The sequence below is a fragment of the Aestuariivirga litoralis genome, from assembly GCF_003234965.1.
In the GTDB taxonomy this organism is placed as follows: domain Bacteria; phylum Pseudomonadota; class Alphaproteobacteria; order Rhizobiales; family Aestuariivirgaceae; genus Aestuariivirga; species Aestuariivirga litoralis.
The window spans coordinates 96616-114671 of record NZ_QKVK01000010.1; the positions used below are offsets into that span (position 1 = coordinate 96616).

The following is an 18056-nucleotide window of genomic DNA, read 5'->3' on the forward strand; positions in this document are numbered from 1 at the left end:
AACGCCGTTACCGGGTGAAAGGTTCCGTTCGCAGCCCGCTCAACCACAGGCCGTCAGGCAGACAACCGCTCCGCGATCCAGCGCAGGATCGGCCGGCGCGTCGCCAGCATGCCGCCATAGGCAAGGCGCGCCTCGCTGTAGCTCTCGAGCAGGCGTTGCAGCGCCAGCAGGCTGTCGCGCTCGGCGGCAATCGACGACAGCGGGTCGGAATAGGTGTGGATGCCGAAGGCCAGCGCACCCGTCTCCGGCAGGCGCAGGAAGGTCTGGCGCTCGACGCGCAACCACAGAAGCTCGCCAGCCTGGCCATGGTCAGCCGCGAGGTCCCGCGCCACGGCTTCACCGGCCGCCACGTTGGCATGATGCGAAGCCTCGGGAAACAGCCGGCTGGCAATGGGCGTCACGAACCAGTTGAAGCGCACCACGGGCTTTCCCGCCTGCACATTGCCGATCACCCGGTCGATGCGCGCGCCCAGTTCCTCGTTGAGGCGCGGCACCGGCTCATGGGCGAAGCGCATGTCGCGCCCGACGCAGGACACGATGCGGCCGGAACTCGTGTAGGCATTGGAGGCGGCGATCACGACGTCACCGCCCGCCTCGTGCCCGAACAGCACGAAATCCTCTTCCACCATGTCGCCAAGGCTGGCGAGCGGCTCGCGCTGCGGCGAGGTCAGGTCATGGCTGCTGCCGTCGATCAGGTCCTGCAGCAGGGCCTCGCTGCCGGCGAAGGCATCGGCGTGGTGGGCAAGAAGGTTTGCCGCCACCAGGCGCAGCAACTCGACCTGCGCCGGGCGTGAGCGCTCCAGCGTGCGGTAATAGAGTGGCGGACAGCCTGAAAGGCGCGCCCGCTTGGCGGCCATGAACACCGCATGGTCCGGCCCCACATCCAGCCACTGCGCCATCTCCATCGGCTTCAGCCCGATCTCGAAGGCTGCACCCGCGGTGAGGAAGGGGCGGTGACGGGGGGCCATGCTCATGGCCGGAGTATCGCCTGCGGTTCTGCCCCTGCCAAGCCGCCCTGGTCACAGGAAAGGCCACCGGCAAGAACCGGCGGCCCTCATGCAAAGCCGTGGTCGATCAGCGGTTCTTCAGCGCGCCGATGACGGCCGACAGGACGGCGCCGCCGGCGCCGCCGCCCACCAGGCTGGAGATGATGCCGGCGATGTCCATCCCCTGCGTGGCCGCAGCGGCCTGGTCGGCCGTCACCGCGCCACCCGTCACCCGCTCGACGATCTGGCCCAGCACCACGCCGCCAATGGCGCCGAAGATCGAGTTGGCGGCCCCGCCCATGTCGAACTTCGCATTTGCCTTGCCCGCCAGATTGCCGCCCACGGCACCGGCAATCAGCTGAACGATCAAGCTTACGATATCCATGACCCGTCCCCCATTGCTTCGCGACGACTCGCCCCAGCGGCGGGCCCGCATCGCGAAACATCTACAGGTTGTCGCTCATGCGCAATCGATTAGACGGCACGAGAAACAACTTATGATTGAATTTGCTCAGGCGCGGGGCGTGGTGTCGTCGATCTCGCGCGCCCGCTGCAGGTTGCCGGCGAGTTCAACCAGCGCGTCGCCCAGCGTGTAGAACAGGAACCAGATCATGGCCACCCACAGCAGCCCCGCCGCCCAGGCGATCAGCGCCACCAGCGGCAGCAGTGTATCGATGCCGGAGAGAATGCTGAACACCCTGTCGAAGGCGCTACGCCGTACGGGCCCCGATGCCGCCTGTCGCGGCGGGAACAGCTTCTCGGCATAGACCCGGTTGAGCCGGGCATAGGTGACCAGCAATCCGCAGCACAGGCCGACTGTCAGCCATGGAATGGCGGCGCCGGGCCAGATCCGGTCGGCGATCAGCCCATAGGCGGCATAGGCGGTGTTGCGGTAGAGGACATCCACCGCGAAATCGAGGTAGCGCCCAAGCAGCGAACTCCGCCCCGTGGCGCGGGCCAGCGAGCCATCGGCACAATCGAGCACGTTGAAGGCCAGCGCCAGCACGGTGATCACCGCCATCGCCCAGCCCACCGGCAGAAGCCAGGCGGCAAGCGCGATGAGCGGCACCAGAAGGGCGCCGGCCATCGTCAGCTGGTTGGGCGTCACGCCGAGCGGCGCCACGGCCCAGGTCAGCACGAAGGCGGGGTAGCGGTAGAACACCACCGAACCCCAGTCGCTGGTCAGTTCCTCCGCCATCTTGTGGGCGCGATAGTCGCTTATGATCGACGCCAGTGACACGGCCTTCATGTCGCGCCTGACTCCTGATATGTGCTCCGCATCATCTCCGGCACCTCTACACAGTCACAAGGAATTTTACCATGGCAGTTTCCACCGCGGTCATTCTCGCCGCCGGCCGCGGCATGCGCCTGGGCGATGACTTCCGCGAGCGGCCCAAGGGCTTCATTCCCTGCCAGGGCGTCACCCTGGTCGAGCGGTCGCTGCTGATCCTCAGGTCCTGCGGCATCTCCCGTGCCATCATCGTCACCGGCCACTGCGCCGACTTCTATGATGCGCTGGCGCAGTCCTCGGGCGGCTTCCTCGCCACGCGGTTCAATCCGCGCTATGCCGACAATGGCTCGCTGGTGAGCCTCGCCGTGGCGCTCGACGCCGTGGATGAACCCTTCCTGCTCCTCGATTCCGACATTGCCTATGAGCGCCGCGGCCTCGAGGCCCTGCTGGCGGCCCCGATGGACAATGCCGCCCTCGTCTCCGGCACCACCGATTCAGGCGATGAGTATTACAGCTGGGCAGACCGCCGGCCGGGCCTGCCCCTGCCGGCGGTGCGCCGTCTCTCCAAGCGGCTTTCCGACGAGGCAGATCCGCCGCTCGGCGAGCATGTCGGCATCCTCAAGATCGGCCGCGACCTCGCCGCCCGCATCCGCGCCGCCGCACCGGCCCGGGTTAAGTCCGAGCCCATGTCCTTCTACGAGGATTGCCTGGTGGAGCAGCTGCCGGATTGCCCCATGGGCGCCCTGCACCTGCCTGACCTCGTGTGGTGCGAGGTCGACGACCAGCGCATGCTGGAGCGCGCGCGCAGCCTGTTCTTCCCGCGCCTCGAGCCGCTGGAGGTCATCCGGCGTCACGCCAGGGCACCGTCGGCCGCCGCCAAGGCGTAAAGCTGCCGGGAGCGCGGCCGGATGTGGCCGGCCATCGCCCCTGCCGTCACGGGGCGAGCCGCATCAGCCAGGCGCCCACCACCAGCGCCACGATGCCCAGAACGAAGACCAGCGAGGACTGTTCGAACTTCTGCTGGGTGTTCATCATGGCCATGAAGAAGCCCGCGATGGCGGCAAGGAAGCCCGCCGCCATCAGCCCTGCCCCCAGCAAGAAGGCCAGGCCCGGAAGGGCCGCGATCATCGCGATGAAGGGCATCGTCTGCGGCATCCGCTCTCCCTGGCGCCTGCCCACAGTGAGCCCCCGTTTGCCGCCGAATGCAACACCCCCGCCGTCTTCAGCTTTTCGTCTCGCGCCGCGTCATGATTCCCCACAGCACGCCCTTGCCCAGCACGAAGGAGATTTCCCGGAAGGTGATGAGCGGCAGCAGCATCACGAACAGCAGCCCCGCATAGACCAGGACACCCGTCCAGCTGCCGCCGCCGAGGTGCAGCATGCTGCTTGCCACGGCCTCACCCTTGATCAGTGCACGGACGGCCTCCTCCACCACGTGGAAAGCCATCAGCAGTGCCGTGAACAGCGCCGTGCGCCCCAGCACCACCCATACGAAGACGCGCTTGCGCAGCCAGGCGCCGAGGTCGATGATCTCGCCAAGCAGCATCACCTTGGCGAAGACCAGCGCGTTGACGATCGCATAGCTCTGCGTCCACGGGTCGATGCCGTTCTCCTTCAGCAACAGCCTGCGATACATGCCGAGCAGGAAGAACAGCACCCACAGATAGGCCGTGAGGGCCGCGTATTTCTTCATCTCCTCGAAAGCCTTCTGCTTGAGGCTCTCGTGTCCGGGTTGCCGGCTGGCCGCCATTGCGTTGCCTCCCTCGTGGTCCTGCCAAAGAAAAAGGGCCCTGCCGGCGGCAGGGCCCTCGCGTTCGTTCGCTGACGGCCGGAGCCCTTAGCGCGAGTAGTATTCGACGACCAGGTTCGGCTGCATCTGGACGGGATAGGGAACGTCCGAGAGAGCGGGGATGCGCACCAGGCGTGCGGTCATGCCCTTGTGGTCGACTTCGATGTAGTCCGGCGTGTCACGCTCGGCGAGCTGCACGGCCTCGAGCACGGTGGCAAGGCCCTTGGCCTTGTCGGTGAGCTCGATGGTGTCGCCGGCGCGGAGCCGGATCGACGCGATGGTGACGCGCTTGCCGTTGACTTTCACGTGGCCGTGGGACACGAACTGGCGGGCGGCGAAGATGGTCGGCACGAACTTCGAGCGATAGACCACCATGTCGAGGCGGCGCTCGAGCAGGCCGATGAGATTCTCGGACGAGTCGCCCGTCAGGCGGATCGCCTCGTCATAGGTCTTGCGGAACTGGCGCTCCGAGAGGTTGGCATAATAGCCCTTGAGCTTCTGCTTGGCCTTCAGCTGGGTGCCGAAGTCCGACATCTTGCCCTTGCGGCGCTGGCCGTGCTGGCCGGGGCCATATTCACGCTTGTTGACGGGGCTCTTCGGGCGGCCCCAGATGTTCTCGCCCATGCGGCGATCGATCTTGTATTTCGCGTTTGCGCGCTTCGTCATTTACGGTCTCCAAGTGACGTTGTGTGAGAACCCACCCTCCTGGCACCGGTCTCCCGGCCGACAGCCCCCAAGGGGGCACGGGCAAGCAAACACGGAGCCCGAAAGCTCCGTGCTGCGGCGCATATAGGGGAAGCGGCGGGCGGTGTCAAATCGGGCCATTTCCGAGCATTCCCACCCCGTGTGCCGTCGCCACCCCTATTGCCGCCATCCCGGCGAAGGCCGGGATCCCGCTTTCTTTCCATGTGGTTGCCGCCCAAAGCGGGACCCCGGCCTTCGCCGGGGTGACGCCAGTTGGGAGGACAGGCCCCCTCTGATAACATGTCACCTCCATGCCTTATTCCCCCCTCCCCCGCCATCTCCGCGACCTCGCCGCCATCGCCACGGTTGCCCTCTTCATGTTCCCGCTGTTCTGGTGGGGCCTCAATTCCATCAAGCCGGCCCATGCCGTGTTCGAGAATTTCAGCGTCACCTGGTTCGACTTCACCCCCACCTTCGACAACTACCGCGTGACGCTCGGAGGCGAAGGACCCGCCTTCTTCACCTCCCGCCAGGCGATCCTCGACACCATCCTGGTGGCCACCGGCGCCACCCTCCTGACGCTGGCCGCCGCCCTGCCCGCCGCCTTCGCCCTGTCGCTCATCCACTTCACCCGGAAGCGCGCCATGTTCCTCTGGGTGCTCTTCCACCGCATCCTGCCGCCCATCGCCGTGCTGGTGCCGCTCGTCTTCACCTACACGCAGGCAGGCCTGCGCGACACGCGGGTGGGCGTCATCCTCGCCCATGCCGCCGTCAACCTCCCCTTCGCCGTGCTGCTGCTCAAATCCTTCTTCGACGACGTGCCGCGCGAGGTGGGCGAAGCCGCCACCATCGACGGCGCCACCCGCCTCCAGTGCTTCACCCGCATCTATGCGCCGCTCGTGAGGTCCGGCATCGCCGCCACGGCCGTCCTCTGCTTCATCTTCTCCTGGACCGAATTCCTCATGGCGCTGTTCCTCACCAGCACCATCCGCCTGCTTCCCATCCAGCTGAGCCTCGTCGTCACCCAGACCTGGGGCTTCACCGCGGCCCTCTCCACCGCGTCGATCCTCCCCGCCTTCCTCTTCGTCCTCCTCGTCCAGCGCCACCTCGTCCGTGGGCTGACGATGGGGCTGGCCAAGGGGTGACACCCTCACAGCTTCATCATGCCCGGGCTCGCCCCGGCATCCTTTGCCGCCGCCAGAAAAAGAATCGCCGGGACAAGCCCGGCGATGATGATGTCTGTAAAGGCCCACTTATCGAGTATGCCGAAACATACCACATCGAGCGCGCGCTGTCAAGGACTTTTTTCCCGGACTAGACCTTCAGGTCCAGGAATTCCGGCAGGTGGAAACTCATCTTGGCATAGGCCGGCAGCGCGTCCGCGGCGGCCTCGCGCGTCGAGGTCAGCAGCACGGAATTATGCGGCGGAACCGGCTTCGTCGGCTCCTTCGGCACCACGTCCTTCAGCACATCCGCCACGCGCCGGGCGATGGCGGGTGCCGGGTCGATGTAGCGCACCACCCAGGGCTCCACCTTGGCCAGCTCGTCGGCAAGCAGCGGATAGTGCGTGCAGCCCAGCACCACGACGTCGGTGCGCTTTCCCCCCTCTTCGACGAAAACCGGCGCAACCTCGGCCTTCAGTTCGTCGAGGTCCACCGGAACGCCCTTCAGCTTGCGCTCGGCAATCTCGGCAAGCTTCGGCGCGCCGTGAAGCGTCACATGGCAATGCGAGGCGAAATCGTGGATCAGCGTGTGGGTATATTCTCGCCGCACGGTGCCCGGCGTCGCCAGCACGCCGATGATATGCGACTTGGACTGCGCCGCGGCGGGCTTGATCGCCGGAACGGTGCCGACGAAGGGCACCTTGAATTTTTCCCGCAGCTGCGCGAGCGCGATGGTGGACGCCGTGTTGCAGGCGATCACCACGATGTCGGGTTCCACCCGCTCGATGAGCTTGCCCATCACGAAGAGGATGCGCTGGACCAGCGCCTGCTCCTCCCACGCGCCATAGGGGAAAGCGGCATTATCGGCCGAGTAGACGAGATGCGCGAAGGGCAGTTCGTGCCGCACCGAGCGCGCCACGGTGAGCCCGCCCATGCCGCTGTCGAACAGCAGGACGCGCGCCTGGCTCATCCCTCGTTCCTTTCCTTCTCGCGCAGTTCCTTCCGCTTCTCGTGCGCGCGGGTGAGAGAGGAGATGATGCCGCGCAGCGAGCGCACCTCCTGCTCGGTCAGTTCCGCGCGGCCGAACAGGTTGCGGATGTTGCGCATCATGCCCGGCTTCTTGTCCTCGGTCTTGAAGAAGCCCGCGATGTCGAGCTCGCGCTCGAGGTGGTCGAAGAAACCATAGAGCTCCTCCTTGGTGGCTGGCCGCGTGTCGGGCGTCTGCAGTCCCGGGCCTTCGAGGGCGGGGAGTTCCGGCGTCTTCTGGCCCAGGCTCTCCGCCTGGTCCTTGTACCATTCGTAACCCATCAGCAGCACCGCCTGCGCGATGTTGATGGAGGCGAAGGCGGGGTTGACCGGTGCGGTGACGATCACGTCGGCCTTGGAGATCTCGTCGTTGTTGAGCCCGGTGCGCTCGCGCCCGAAGAGGATCGCCACGCGCTCGCCGCGGGCGACACGGGCCCGCATGTCGGCACCCGCCTGCTCCGGCGTGATCACCTCCTTGATCATGCCGCGCGGCCTGGCGGTGGTGGCATAGACGTAGCTCACGTCCTTCAGGCAATCGTCCAGCGTGTCGTGGACGGTGGCGTTCTCGATGATCCAGTTGGCGCCGGAGGAAGAGGTCAGCGCCTTCTCGTTGGGCCAGCCGTCGCGCGGGTCCATGAGGCGCAGCTCGTGCAGGCCGAAATTGGCCATGGCGCGCGCCGCCGTGCCGATGTTCTCGCCCAGCTGCGGGTTCACCAGCACCGCCACGGGCGCAGGCCCCAGCGTCTGATTCTTGGTCTTGTCGGTTCCAGCCATGATGGGGCTGGAATAGCGGCCTCAGCCCGTCCCGTCCAGCCGCCGCGCGGTGCGCAGTTCCGGGAACCAGCGCGACCAGAAGAAGGCCACCCCCATGGTACCGGCTCCTCCCAGCGAAACGGCTGCAACCGCCCCGATCAGCCGGGCGACCGTTCCGGCACGGAACTCGCCCAGCTCGTTGGAGGCGCCGATGAACACGCGGTTCACGGCATTGACCCGGCCCCTCACCTCGTCCGGCGTCCAGAGCTGCAGCAGCGTCTCACGGATATAGACGCTCACCATGTCCGAGGCCCCCATCAGGACGAGCGCCCCGATCGACAGCGGCACCGAGGTCGACAGCCCGAACACCATGGTGAAGAAGCCGAACAGTGCCACGAAGACGAAGAGGATGCGCCCGGCATGGTCCTTGATGCCATAGCGCGCGAGGTAGAGCGCCATCGCCACCGCCCCCACGCCGGGTGCGGCGCGCAGCAGCCCCAGCCCCCAGGGGCCTACCTCCAGGATGTCACGCGCATAGACGGGGAGCAGCGCCACCGCACCACCCAGCAGCACAGCGAAGAGGTCGAGCGAGATGGCACCTAGCACCAGCCGCTCGCGGCGGATGAAATGGAAGCCGGCGAAGAGCGAACCGAGTGTCGTCTCCTCCTTGTCTGTCTCGCGCTGCTGCGGCACACCGCCCATGGCGATGATGAGCGTGACGGCGGTCGCCACCAGCGCCAGCGCCACGCCATAGGCCACCTCGCCCGCAAGCCCGTAAAGCAGCCCCCCTGCCACCGGCCCCGCGATGTTGGCGGTCTGCCAGATCATGGTGGTGAGCGAGATCGCATGGGCGATCGCTTCCTTCGGCACGAGGTTGGGGGCGAGCGCGTCGGAGGCAGGGTTCATGAAGGCCCGCGCCACGCCGAGCACGGCGAGGATGCCGAAGACCGGCGTCACGTTTGTCGGATGCGAGAGGGTGAACAGCAGCAGCCCCAGCGCGCAGAGCGCCTCGAGCGTCAGGCAGCCGGCCATGATCAGCCGACGGTTGAAGCGGTCCGCCGCGAGGCCGGTCACCAGCACGAGCAGCAGGGGCGGCAGGAACTGCACCAGGCCGACATAGCCGAGATAGAGCGGGTCCCGCGTGATGTCGTAGATTTCCCAGCCCACCGAGACGGACATGATCTGCACCGCGAAGGAGGTGCAGCCGATGGCGATCAGGTAGAGGACGAATTTCGGGTGCAGGAGGGCGTTGGTCTCGGGCGAGGCAGCGCGGAAGGAGGTCATGCGCCGTGTGGGCCCGTCACCCCGGCGAAAGCCGGGGCCCCGCTTTGGCGCAGGAAGGAAGCGGGGTCCCGGCTTTCGCCGGGATGACGGACATTCATGGTCAAGTACATTGTCAGGCAGCCCTGCCCTGCCGGTCCACCACGCGCTTGAGCAGCGGCACGTAGTGGCGGAACTCCGGGGTCTTCACGCCGGGCGTCTTGCCCTCGTCGTCCCAGATCCGCACCCGCACGGCCTCCCTGTGGAAGGGGTTGCTCTCGAACGCTGCCACCTCTTCCGCGCTCATCGGACCGCCCTGCAGCATCAGCGTGTGCTTCGAGGCTTCTGACAGGCGGTCGTAATATCCCTTGTCCGTGGCGCAGAGATAGCGCTTGGCCGGCACGTGAAGCCTCACGCATTCGGAGATCACTGCGGGAAAGAACGGTGCCAGCACCTTGGCACCCGACTCCTCATGGTAATTGTCGCGTTCGTCACCCAGCGACATGGGGCCGAATTCGGAGGTGTAGTGGCCAATGTCATGCAGCAGCGCCGCAGCCACCAGTTCCTCCGAAGCGCCCTCCTTCTCGGCCAGCAATGCACCCTGCAGCATGTGCTCGGACATGGAGACCTTCTCGCCCAGATAGGACTCCGCCCCGCGCCGCTCGAAGATGTCGGCGATGAACTCCACGATGTTGGAGCGGTCGAGCTTCGGCGCAGTCTGGGGCGCGGTCATTGCAGCAGTCCTTCTTCCTCGATGGCCGAGAGCGTCGAATAGAGTCCGTCCTTGTCGGCGTAGCAGCCCTGGAGCCAGCGCTTGCCGGTGCCGGAGAAGCTCTTGCGCGCATGCAGCACGCGGGTGTTGTCGACGATGAAGAGTTCGCCAGGCTTCAGCTTGAAGGTGACCTCCATCGCCGGGTCCTCGATCAGTTCCGCGAAGCGGCGGTAGGCCGCGTAGTAATCCGCCATGTCGTCATAGGGAATGTCGGTGGCGGCTGCCAGCGAGCGGTTGTTGAAGCGCACCGCGACCAGCTCGCCATCCGGCCCCAGCTCGATCATCGGGCGCTTGGAACGAAGCCGCACACCCGCCGAGCCCTCATAGGCAAAGCGCGCCGCGTGGCCCGAGAGCAGCGCGAAGCCCTTCGGGTTCTCCGCCTTCAGCCGCTCCACCACCCTGAAGCCGTCGACCACGATCGAGTCGCCGCCCTCGACCGAGTTCTCGAGGCAGGCGAGGATCTGCAGCGTCGGCACCGGGTCGCGATAGGGATTGTCGGTGTGGGCCTGCAACCCGAGATTCGTGTAGGCGAGGTTGTTGGGGTTCACCTCCGCCCTCACCTCGAACCAGCGGCCGTAATTGGTCTCGCGCACATAGCCGAAGAGCTCCGCCACCTGGCACAGTGTGCCGGGCTCGGTGGGCGTGTCCGTCATCACCGCGAAGCCATAGCGGCGCACGGCGGCAAGCCAGCGGCCCAGCGCCTTGCGGTCCGTCGTGACCTCGGTCCAGCTCTCGACCGGCACATGGTTGAGGAGCCGTGAATCCCAGCGCTTGACCTCCTCCGGCGTCCAGCCGGGCTCGCGCGCCGCGTTCCGGTCATAGGCATTCCGGGCGAGCCAGCCTCCGTCATAGTCGATCACCCGCCCCTCCGGCTCGAAGCGGAGCGACAGGGTGCCACCCGCAGCCTTGGCCTCGGCGATCTTCGTATCCCCTGGGATGTCGAGGATGGTGATCAGCCGCTGGCCATTGCCCGGGCTCCTCGTCTTCTCGTCCCGGGCATTGTCCCTGAGCCACAGGGCATGGAATCGGTGGCGCTCGCCCCCCAGCGTCAGCTCGACGGCGGCCCCCCCGTCGATCAGTTTCGGCTCTGAAACCTGCATGAAACCCCCTCCCGAAGCCCTGCCAGCGGCACCAGACTGGACCGCCCGCCCGCATGATTTCAAGCCCTTAAACCGTGACGGTGCCATGACGCCTCCGCCTACAGTCTGATTTGCCGCTCCCCCCTCTGGCTGCTATAGGCGGTGCACCAATTTCCGCAGCGCAACAGAAGGCTTTCCCCATGGCGAAGATCAAGGTCCAGAACCCGGTTGTCGAACTGGACGGCGACGAGATGACCCGCATCATCTGGGACCTCATCAAGAAGAAGCTGATCCTGCCCTATCTCGACGTGGACCTGCACTATTACGATCTCTCGGTCGAGAACCGCGACCGCACCGACGACCAGGTGACGGTGGACTCGGCCAACGCCATCAAGAAATACGGCGTGGGCGTCAAATGCGCCACCATCACGCCGGACGAGGCGCGCGTGAAGGAATTCCACCTCAAGCAGATGTGGAAGTCGCCCAACGGCACGATCCGCAACATCCTGGGCGGCGTGATCTTCCGTGAACCGATCATCTGTTCCAACGTGCCGCGCCTCGTTCCGGGCTGGACCCAGCCCATCGTCATCGGCCGCCACGCCTTCGGCGACCAGTACCGCGCCACCGACTTCACCTTCCCCGGCAAGGGCACGCTGACGGTGAAATTCGTCGGCGAGGACGGCACGGTGATCGAGAAGGAAGTGTTCAAGGCCCCCGGCGCCGGCGTCGCCATGGCCATGTACAACCTGGACGAGTCGATCAAGGAATTCGCCCGCGCCTCCTTCAACTATGGCCTGATGCGCAATTACCCGGTCTATCTCTCGACCAAGAACACCATCCTCAAGGCCTATGACGGCCGCTTCAAGGACATCTTCCAGGAAATCTACGACGCCGAGTTCAAGGCGGAGTTCGAGAAGCGCAAGCTGTTCTACGAGCACCGCCTGATCGACGACATGGTGGCCTCGGCGCTCAAGTGGACCGGCGGCTATGTCTGGGCCTGCAAGAACTATGACGGCGACGTGCAGTCGGACATCGTGGCGCAGGGGTTCGGCTCATTGGGCCTCATGACCTCCGTCCTGATGACGCCCGACGGCAAGACGGTGGAAGCCGAAGCCGCCCACGGCACGGTGACCCGCCACTACCGCCTGCACCAGCAGGGCAAGCAGACCTCCACCAACTCGGCCGCCTCGATCTATGCCTGGACCGGCGGCCTCAAGCACCGCGCCAAGCTCGACGGCAACGAGAAGCTGGGCAAGTTTGCCGACGCGCTCGAGAAGGTCGTCGTCCAGACCATCGAGGAAGGCAAGATGACCAAGGACCTCGCCGTCCTCATCGGCCCGGACCAGAGCTGGCTCACCACCGAGGGCTTCCTCGATGCGGTGGACGCCAATCTGCAGAAGGCCATGGGGTAACGTGGACTGGCACGGGATCGCCGTCTTCGCCATCGCCTATGGGCTGGTGGTGATCTCGCCCGGTCCCGGCCTCGCCTGCTTCGTGGGGCAGATCCTGGGGCACGGCATCAAGGCCGCGCCCGCCCAGGCGCTGGGCATCTATGCCGGTGATGTCGTCTGGTACACGCTTGCGGCGACGGGCCTCGCGGCCCTCGCCACCGCCTTTTCCGGCGTCTTCCTGGTGGTGAAGTGGCTGGGCGTGGCCTATCTGCTCTACCTCGCCTTCAAGATGTGGCGCGCCGAACCGGCGAGGCTCGATGCTGCCGCCGACCGGGGCCCGATGTCGCACTGGACCCTCTTCGTCAGCAGCCTGATGGTGACGCTGTCCAACCCCAAGGCCATCGTCTTCTACCTTGCCGTGCTGCCGGCCATCATCGATCTCCGCCATCTGAGCTTCGCGGATTATGCGATCGGGCTTGGTCTCATCGCCGTCATCCTGTTTGCCATCCTCGGCGTCTATGCAGTTGCAGCCCATGCGGCGCGCGGCTTCTTCCGCAGCCCGCAGGCCATGCAGATGCTGAACCGCGTTTCCGGCACCGCCATTGCCGGTGCGGCAGTGGTGATCGCGGCGCGAAGCTGATAGTTTTCTCCGCCTGACGCGGAGGACCCTTCATGACCGACACACTCGCCACCGGCGGCTGCCAGTGCGGCGCCGTCCGCTACCGCATCACCGCGCCCTTCGAGAACCCGCACATCTGCCATTGCCGCATGTGCCAGAAGGCTTTCGGCAATTACTTCGCCGCCCTCGTCGGCACGCCGAAGACGGGCCTGCACTGGACCAGGGGCGAGCCGTCCCTCTTCCGCAGCTCCGAGATCGTCCAGCGCGGCTTCTGCCGCGACTGCGGCACGCCGCTGACCTTCGCCTATGACACGTCCGAGCGCATCGCCGTTTCCATCGGCTCGCTCGACCACCCGGAACAGGTGACCCCCGCCCGCCAATACGGCATGGAGGGTTGCCTCCCGGCCTTCGCGACACTGCACACCCTGCCGGGCACCACGACGGAAGACGACATCCCTGCCGAAGACCTCGCCAAACTGAAAAGCCGACAGCATCCGGATCATGAGTGAGGCAGACACGCCGACGCAGCGGCCACCCGCCCCTCGCGCCTGATGTCGGGGTGGAGCCAGGAGGTGACGACGGGCTGCGGATCGGCCTGGCCGAACAGCACCTCCGCATCAGCGCCCAGGTAGACGTGCCTTGCCCCGACGAAGTTCTTGCCCGAGCGCTCGCCATCCGGCCCATAGTCAAAGCTGGCCGCCGTGCCGAAGGCGGTGACCGAGACCGGGCGGTTCTCGCCGTCATAGGCGATGTCGCGGCGGGCAATGGGGCCCGGACCATCCGGGACTTAGCTCAGCGTGTACACTGAGGCGTCATAGGTGAGGGCAACAAGGTGATGCCATCTGACCAGGTGTTCTAGGTCTGAGATCAGTGGTCGATTCCAATAACTATTTTATCCGGCTCTTTGGCGTCGTTCATCCAAATTGAAACAAATGTACGACGGTTCTCTACTGAAGCCTGGAGAATTGTTGTACGGTCCACTAACTGGACCTCAACACATTGAGAAGGAGTATCGATAAAACCCTCAAATCTTGGTTCATAGCACGGAGCAACCTGCGCCGCCGCGCCGATCGTAACTCGCGTGCTTCCATCGACCGCCGACCTGCAACCCAACGCCAAGCAGGATTCTGTCGCTGCGATTAGGCTTCCATCCATCGTTTTTGGCACTGAGTAGTTAGACGGATCCAGCAACTGGATCACTGAATATGGAACCGAAACACAAGCGAACAAAGTCTGCATCATTGCATCCTCGAAGTGCTATGCCCCGTCGCGGAGCCACCAGCGCAGATTACCAAAATCACTTTAGTACATCAAAAGGCAGACACTCTTAAATAGACGTGAGAAACTCATTGTATTCATCGACCGAGGAGAAGCAACTATCCTGGCCTGTGCCTGAAAGCGCTTCCATAAGTTTATCCGAAACCAGCAACATGCTATCCATTTGTTTGTCTCGAGCCATATGAAGTTCGCCCAGACAGCCAGGTCGCAGGACTAATTTTTTTATGGCGAATATATGTGTGCCGTGTTCGTTGTCGATCATCCTGCTTATGTCTGATCGATGCTTGTCAATACCAACAACCCGATCAAAAGGAATCATGACTGAGAAGTCGTCACAGATCCCCCCACGCGCAATCATACGCGCTGGCAAAAATTGTATGCGTTCACAAGGAACAAATGAAAGAATAATTTCCTTCCAGAGATGATCAACAGTGATGGTTGATGATGTAGGAGGGACGTGTAGAGCCTTGAAACGGCTCGCCGAATTGCGCGACTTGAAGGTCGCATATGTGTCAATCGTAATCCGCTCAGTGGCAAATTCCGTGAGGCCCTTTACTTCAGGTACTGGGTTGAATCCATAGTCCACTGCACCAAAGTCAGCGGCTTCTCTGGGTGTGTGCCAAATCCAGACCATGATTAAGTGCTTTATGCATTAAATTTCGAATTATTGTTCTTATTCCACAAGATCTCAGTACTTGGGTCCTCTACCATCTTTGTCGGCGTTGCTGCCCGGAACCAAATCCCTGCATTTGCTTGTCTGCGAGCCAGTCGTCCCATTTGCAACTCCTGATTTGGTTCGCGCGAGTAGCCCCAGATCTTGATTGGGTGACTGCCTCAGGTCCCGTCGTAGTTCAGCAAGTTGCTTAAGCGCTTCCGAGAAGAGGTGATCCGCCTCAGTCTCAGTCGCTATGTGCACTCGGGCAATCCAAGCACCGACCGCGCGAGACGGACAACTCCGTAATGAGGAACACGCCCGGCGGCGACTTCTTCCTTCAGACCTTCAATCGAGAGGCAGCGCTGACACAGCGGAACCACATCTGAATGCAATAAGGCAATGAAGGGCGCAAGAGCCGATGGGTCCGAACTCAATGTGCAAGCGTCCAGGATCAACTCTCGATGAAGGGGGAACAGACGCTCCAAACGAGATCTGACGTGACAATGATTTTCCGGAGGATACTGAGCATCCCCAAGCGACAATAGCCAGACTCCGAAGTTCACGAAGTACAAAGCGCTGAAGTCATCCTTCTGAAGGTTGAGAACGACGATACAGTCCGGACCGTAGAGATACCAACTCTGCCCCTTTTTCCGGAAGCCATGCTCCGTCAGAACATTTCCAAAGCTCTTCTTGAATAGCACTTTGTCCATCATGGCCGATAGGTATCCACATAACTCTTCCAGCTGCCGCCGTATAATGACTCTAGTTCCTTGCGATAGGTCTCAACTTGCTTCTGACCACGAGAAATCGCCTTCGGATTGTCTGGCTTCAGTTCTCGCACTTCTCGCTTGGTAAGATCAACAGCGTCAGGCCGCTTTCCACTTGGAAGTCGGAGCCTGTCATCGTATCCATCACCGAGGGCATCCTTGTAGTTCTGGTGCGCCTGCCTGCCTCTAGCCGTAGAGGCAGTTTCACCGTTTACCGGGATCTTGGGAGGTGCCGCCTCCTGCTTCCAGCTTCCGTTTGGCCCGAGCTTCCACCCACCAGCTGACCACATCTTGTCAAATGCCGCGGCTTCCTCCTGCGACATGAGTCCGGCTTTGACGTATGCTTCAACATCCCCTGGACTAGGCACCCCTGCAGCCATGTTCAGGCGAGCGCGTTCAAGAGCGGCTTCCTCGCTCGCTTCCATAAAGGGGTCCAGGAAGTCCTCCCCTCCTGCCACCTTCCTGCACCCTTTGCAGTCATCGGAGCCGTTCGTTCGGTTCCTGTCATTGCCGGGTGCGTTGGAACTGTTGCTGTGGTCGTTCTTCCCGCCTCCGCCCAGACCGTGGTGGTCTATGAAACTGTCGTGAGAGTCTTCGTAGGAGTGCCCGTTCCCATCGCTGCCATTCACCGGGTCATCTCCCGCATAGGCGTAGCGGTTGGTGTCCACCCCCGGCAGATCCGGGTCCCAGGTGTCCGGCGTCAGGAAGCGCGCCAGCAGCGGGTCGTAGTAGCGGGCGTGGAGGTATTGCAGGCCGGTTTCGGGGTCGTAGCGTTCGTTGATGTAGCCCTTGCCCTGCAGCGGCACGGAGCCGTTGGAGGTGAGTGGCTGGCCATAGGGGCCGTAGTCGGAGCGGATGGTGCCCGCCCCCACCCGCAGCGCCAGGCGGTTGGAGGCGAGGTGGTCCTTCACCATCACGTCGGTGGCCTGGCCCTCGCGCCTGATGTCGGGGTGGAGCCAGGAGGTGACGACGGGCAGTGAATCGGCCTGGCCGAACAGCACCTCCGCATCAGCGCCCAGATAGGCGTGCCTTGCCCCGACGAAGCTCTTGCCCGAACGCTCGCCATCCGGCCCATAGTCGAAGCTGGCCGCCGTGCCAAAGGCAGTGACCGAGACCGGGCGGTTCTCGCCGTCATAGGCGATGTCGCGACGGGCAATGGGGCCCGGACCGTCCGGGTCATAGGAGAGCGTGTTGCCATTGGCGTCATAGCTGACGGGCGCGCCGCAGATCGAGACCGGCGCATGCGGCCGCTCGCCGGGCGCATCGAGATTGTCGGCCAAGAGCCAGGCGCGGGTGGGGTCGGGGGAGGATATGGCGGCGACGAGGCTCGCCGGACCTCAGTGCATCTCTGGCGGAGAAGGCTTGTTGTAGTTCTCGAATTCCCAAGTGAACTGCTGCCTCAGTTCAGCGAGACTGTCTGCCCAGTTTCCCCTGTCACAATTGGATATGCGGTGATTGATCTCTCGCCAAATAACAGGCCAGTCATAGCGTTCAACGACAAAGTATTTCCAGCGGGTTCGAAGCGTTCGCTTCTGCTCTGGACTAAGTCCATCATAGTGGCGCCGTGACATTATCGTAAGGTGAAATGTATCTGCGCCTTCATCATCCGCAGGACCAATTCCGATGTAAAGAAATACATCGAAGTCCTCTGGGTTTGATGGCACCCATTCAGCGAGTTCCGTCCATCCATAATCATTGCGAGCCCATAGATTAGGATATATTTCAAAGTACTTTATTTTGATGCTGCCCATTATTGCAAATCTAGATGAACATTGAAATTGTAGTTCCCCTTACCTGCGGATCTGTACTCGAAATTGGCCTGGAGGCCAGTTCTGCTAAGTGGTTGCCCCGACCGAGGGTCAATTGGAGCTCGCTTCTCATCATTGATCCTAAAGGTTCGCGTGCCGTCGGCCGAGGTGATGGTAATCTTGCCGGGTTCGGCTCTCACAGTCGCTCCCTCGCCCGCCCACCGCCTGCCGAGTTCTAGAGCCTCCTTTCGTGTAACAGAGCCTTTGACAGAACCCTGAACTATCTCCCGTTTATCCAGTATCCGGCCCTGTTTGACAATCTTGTCCCAGAAGCTGTCGACATTTCGTCGCGATGCAGCATTGAGCTTCCCCATCCGCTCGACTTTTGCCAGAGCATCTTCTGAGAGCGTACGATTTGGCAGATTAAAGGGCGTCCATCCCGGCTCATCATCCAGGGGCCCTATGCCGCCCGCCACCTTCTTGCACTCCCGGCAGGCATCATCATCGGCGCCGTTCGGGGTATCGGTGGTTTTTCCCGTGGTGGTGTCGGAGGTCTTGTCGTTCTTGCCACCCCCGCCGAGGCCCCGACTCTCGCTGGTTAGGTCATGGGAGTCGCGGATGTTTTGGCCGTTCGGGTCGGCCCCATTCACCGGGTCATTCCCCGCATAGGCGTAGCGGTTGGTGTCCACCCCCGGCAGATCCGGGTCCCACGTGTCCGGCGTCAGGAAGCGCGCCAGCAGCGGGTCGTAGTAGCGGGCGTGGAGGTATTGCAGGCCCGTTTCGGGGTCGTAGCGTTCGTTGATGTAGCCCTTGCCCTGCAGCGGCACGGAGCCGTTGGAGGTGAGTGGCTGGCCA

At 63.5% G+C, this 18056-nt stretch carries 21 protein-coding genes; 5 read left to right on the plus strand and 16 right to left on the minus strand.

All coding sequences use genetic code 11. From position 1 onward, the window contains the following. Positions 1–53 precede the first annotated feature (53 nt). The 3 genes from DK847_RS18390 to DK847_RS18400 all read right to left on the minus strand — a co-directional run bounded on the left by DK847_RS18390 (position 54) and on the right by DK847_RS18400 (position 2235). Positions 54–974 carry a heme-dependent oxidative N-demethylase family protein gene (locus DK847_RS18390; protein ID WP_111200006.1) on the minus strand — a complete coding sequence of 307 codons (921 nt, stop codon included), beginning with the start codon at positions 972–974 and terminating at the stop codon, positions 54–56. Between the two features lie 100 nt (positions 975–1074). Continuing rightward, positions 1075–1371, minus strand: a complete 297-nt coding sequence (locus tag DK847_RS18395; protein WP_111200007.1) for a hypothetical protein — start codon at positions 1369–1371, stop codon at positions 1075–1077. A 126-nt stretch (positions 1372–1497) separates the two neighbouring features. Further along, complete coding sequence (locus tag DK847_RS18400; protein WP_146256187.1) at positions 1498–2235, minus strand: CDP-alcohol phosphatidyltransferase family protein; 738 nt, start codon at positions 2233–2235, stop codon at positions 1498–1500. A gap of 71 nt (positions 2236–2306) precedes the next feature. Here DK847_RS18400 and DK847_RS18405 point away from each other — a divergent pair, with 71 nt between their 5' ends. After that, entirely contained in the window at positions 2307–3104 is a 798-nt protein-coding gene (locus DK847_RS18405) for a phosphocholine cytidylyltransferase family protein (protein WP_111200008.1), read from the plus strand. 46 nt (positions 3105–3150) lie between these two features. Here the strand turns inward: DK847_RS18405 and DK847_RS18410 are convergent, their stop codons facing one another. From DK847_RS18410 to rpsD, 3 genes are all read right to left on the minus strand, one after another. Further along, positions 3151–3372, minus strand: a complete 222-nt coding sequence (locus DK847_RS18410; protein WP_111200009.1) for a hypothetical protein — start codon at positions 3370–3372, stop codon at positions 3151–3153. Between the two features lie 67 nt (positions 3373–3439). Continuing rightward, complete coding sequence (locus DK847_RS18415) at positions 3440–3967, minus strand: hypothetical protein (RefSeq protein ID WP_111200010.1); 528 nt, start codon at positions 3965–3967, stop codon at positions 3440–3442. An 87-nt stretch (positions 3968–4054) separates the two neighbouring features. Continuing rightward, a complete protein-coding gene (gene rpsD / locus DK847_RS18420) occupies positions 4055–4672 on the minus strand; it encodes a 30S ribosomal protein S4 (protein ID WP_111200011.1) in 618 nt (205 codons plus the stop codon). Positions 4673–5001: 329 nt separating this feature from the next. Here rpsD and DK847_RS18425 point away from each other — a divergent pair, with 329 nt between their 5' ends. Then, complete coding sequence (locus tag DK847_RS18425; protein ID WP_111200012.1) at positions 5002–5835, plus strand: carbohydrate ABC transporter permease; 834 nt, start codon at positions 5002–5004, stop codon at positions 5833–5835. A gap of 169 nt (positions 5836–6004) precedes the next feature. On the opposite strand, the gene murI is transcribed toward DK847_RS18425, so the two are convergent. The 5 genes from murI to tmpA form a co-directional block, all read right to left on the minus strand. Continuing rightward, positions 6005–6823 (minus strand): glutamate racemase, encoded by an 819-nt coding sequence (murI, locus tag DK847_RS18430; RefSeq protein ID WP_111200013.1) that lies wholly within the window; start codon positions 6821–6823, stop codon positions 6005–6007. Next, the gene (locus DK847_RS18435; protein WP_111200014.1) at positions 6820–7653 is read right to left on the minus strand and encodes an RNA methyltransferase; all 834 of its coding nucleotides are present in this window, start codon (positions 7651–7653) and stop codon (positions 6820–6822) included. The genes murI and DK847_RS18435 overlap by 4 nt, the downstream gene beginning before the upstream one ends. 21 nt (positions 7654–7674) lie before the next feature. Further along, complete coding sequence (locus DK847_RS18440; protein ID WP_111200015.1) at positions 7675–8916, minus strand: MFS transporter; 1242 nt, start codon at positions 8914–8916, stop codon at positions 7675–7677. Positions 8917–9028: 112 nt separating this feature from the next. Next, a complete protein-coding gene (gene tmpB / locus DK847_RS18445) occupies positions 9029–9625 on the minus strand; it encodes a (R)-1-hydroxy-2-trimethylaminoethylphosphonate oxygenase (protein ID WP_111200016.1) in 597 nt (198 codons plus the stop codon). Then, a complete protein-coding gene (gene tmpA, locus DK847_RS18450; protein ID WP_111200017.1) occupies positions 9622–10764 on the minus strand; it encodes a 2-trimethylaminoethylphosphonate dioxygenase in 1143 nt (380 codons plus the stop codon). Before tmpA ends, tmpB begins: the two co-directional genes overlap by 4 nt. A gap of 179 nt (positions 10765–10943) precedes the next feature. On the opposite strand from tmpA, the gene DK847_RS18455 reads away from it, so the two are divergent. The 3 genes from DK847_RS18455 to DK847_RS18465 are packed head-to-tail and all read left to right on the plus strand — an operon-like array spanning position 10944 to position 13262. After that, positions 10944–12155, plus strand: a complete 1212-nt coding sequence (locus DK847_RS18455; RefSeq protein ID WP_111200018.1) for an NADP-dependent isocitrate dehydrogenase — start codon at positions 10944–10946, stop codon at positions 12153–12155. Between the two features lies 1 nt (position 12156). Then, positions 12157–12774, plus strand: a complete 618-nt coding sequence (locus DK847_RS18460; RefSeq protein WP_245414672.1) for a LysE family translocator — start codon at positions 12157–12159, stop codon at positions 12772–12774. 32 nt (positions 12775–12806) lie between these two features. Continuing rightward, positions 12807–13262 carry a GFA family protein gene (locus DK847_RS18465; RefSeq protein WP_111200020.1) on the plus strand — a complete coding sequence of 152 codons (456 nt, stop codon included), beginning with the start codon at positions 12807–12809 and terminating at the stop codon, positions 13260–13262. Positions 13263–14080: 818 nt separating this feature from the next. Here DK847_RS18465 and DK847_RS20465 read toward each other — a convergent pair. The 5 genes from DK847_RS20465 to DK847_RS18490 form a co-directional block, all read right to left on the minus strand. Beyond that, positions 14081–14665, minus strand: a complete 585-nt coding sequence (locus tag DK847_RS20465; RefSeq protein ID WP_146256188.1) for a hypothetical protein — start codon at positions 14663–14665, stop codon at positions 14081–14083. A 272-nt stretch (positions 14666–14937) separates the two neighbouring features. Continuing rightward, positions 14938–15399, minus strand: coding sequence for a DUF4304 domain-containing protein (locus tag DK847_RS18475; protein ID WP_111200022.1), 462 nt, complete (start codon positions 15397–15399; stop codon positions 14938–14940). Beyond that, positions 15396–16733, minus strand: a complete 1338-nt coding sequence (locus DK847_RS18480; RefSeq protein ID WP_111200023.1) for an RHS repeat-associated core domain-containing protein — start codon at positions 16731–16733, stop codon at positions 15396–15398. Before DK847_RS18480 ends, DK847_RS18475 begins: the two co-directional genes overlap by 4 nt. 57 nt (positions 16734–16790) lie before the next feature. Beyond that, positions 16791–17204, minus strand: coding sequence for an Imm8 family immunity protein (locus DK847_RS18485; RefSeq protein WP_111200024.1), 414 nt, complete (start codon positions 17202–17204; stop codon positions 16791–16793). Next, positions 17204–18056 (minus strand): RHS repeat-associated core domain-containing protein (locus tag DK847_RS18490; protein ID WP_146256189.1); only part of this gene is annotated, 853 nt, incomplete at its 5' end. The genes DK847_RS18485 and DK847_RS18490, both read right to left, overlap by 1 nt.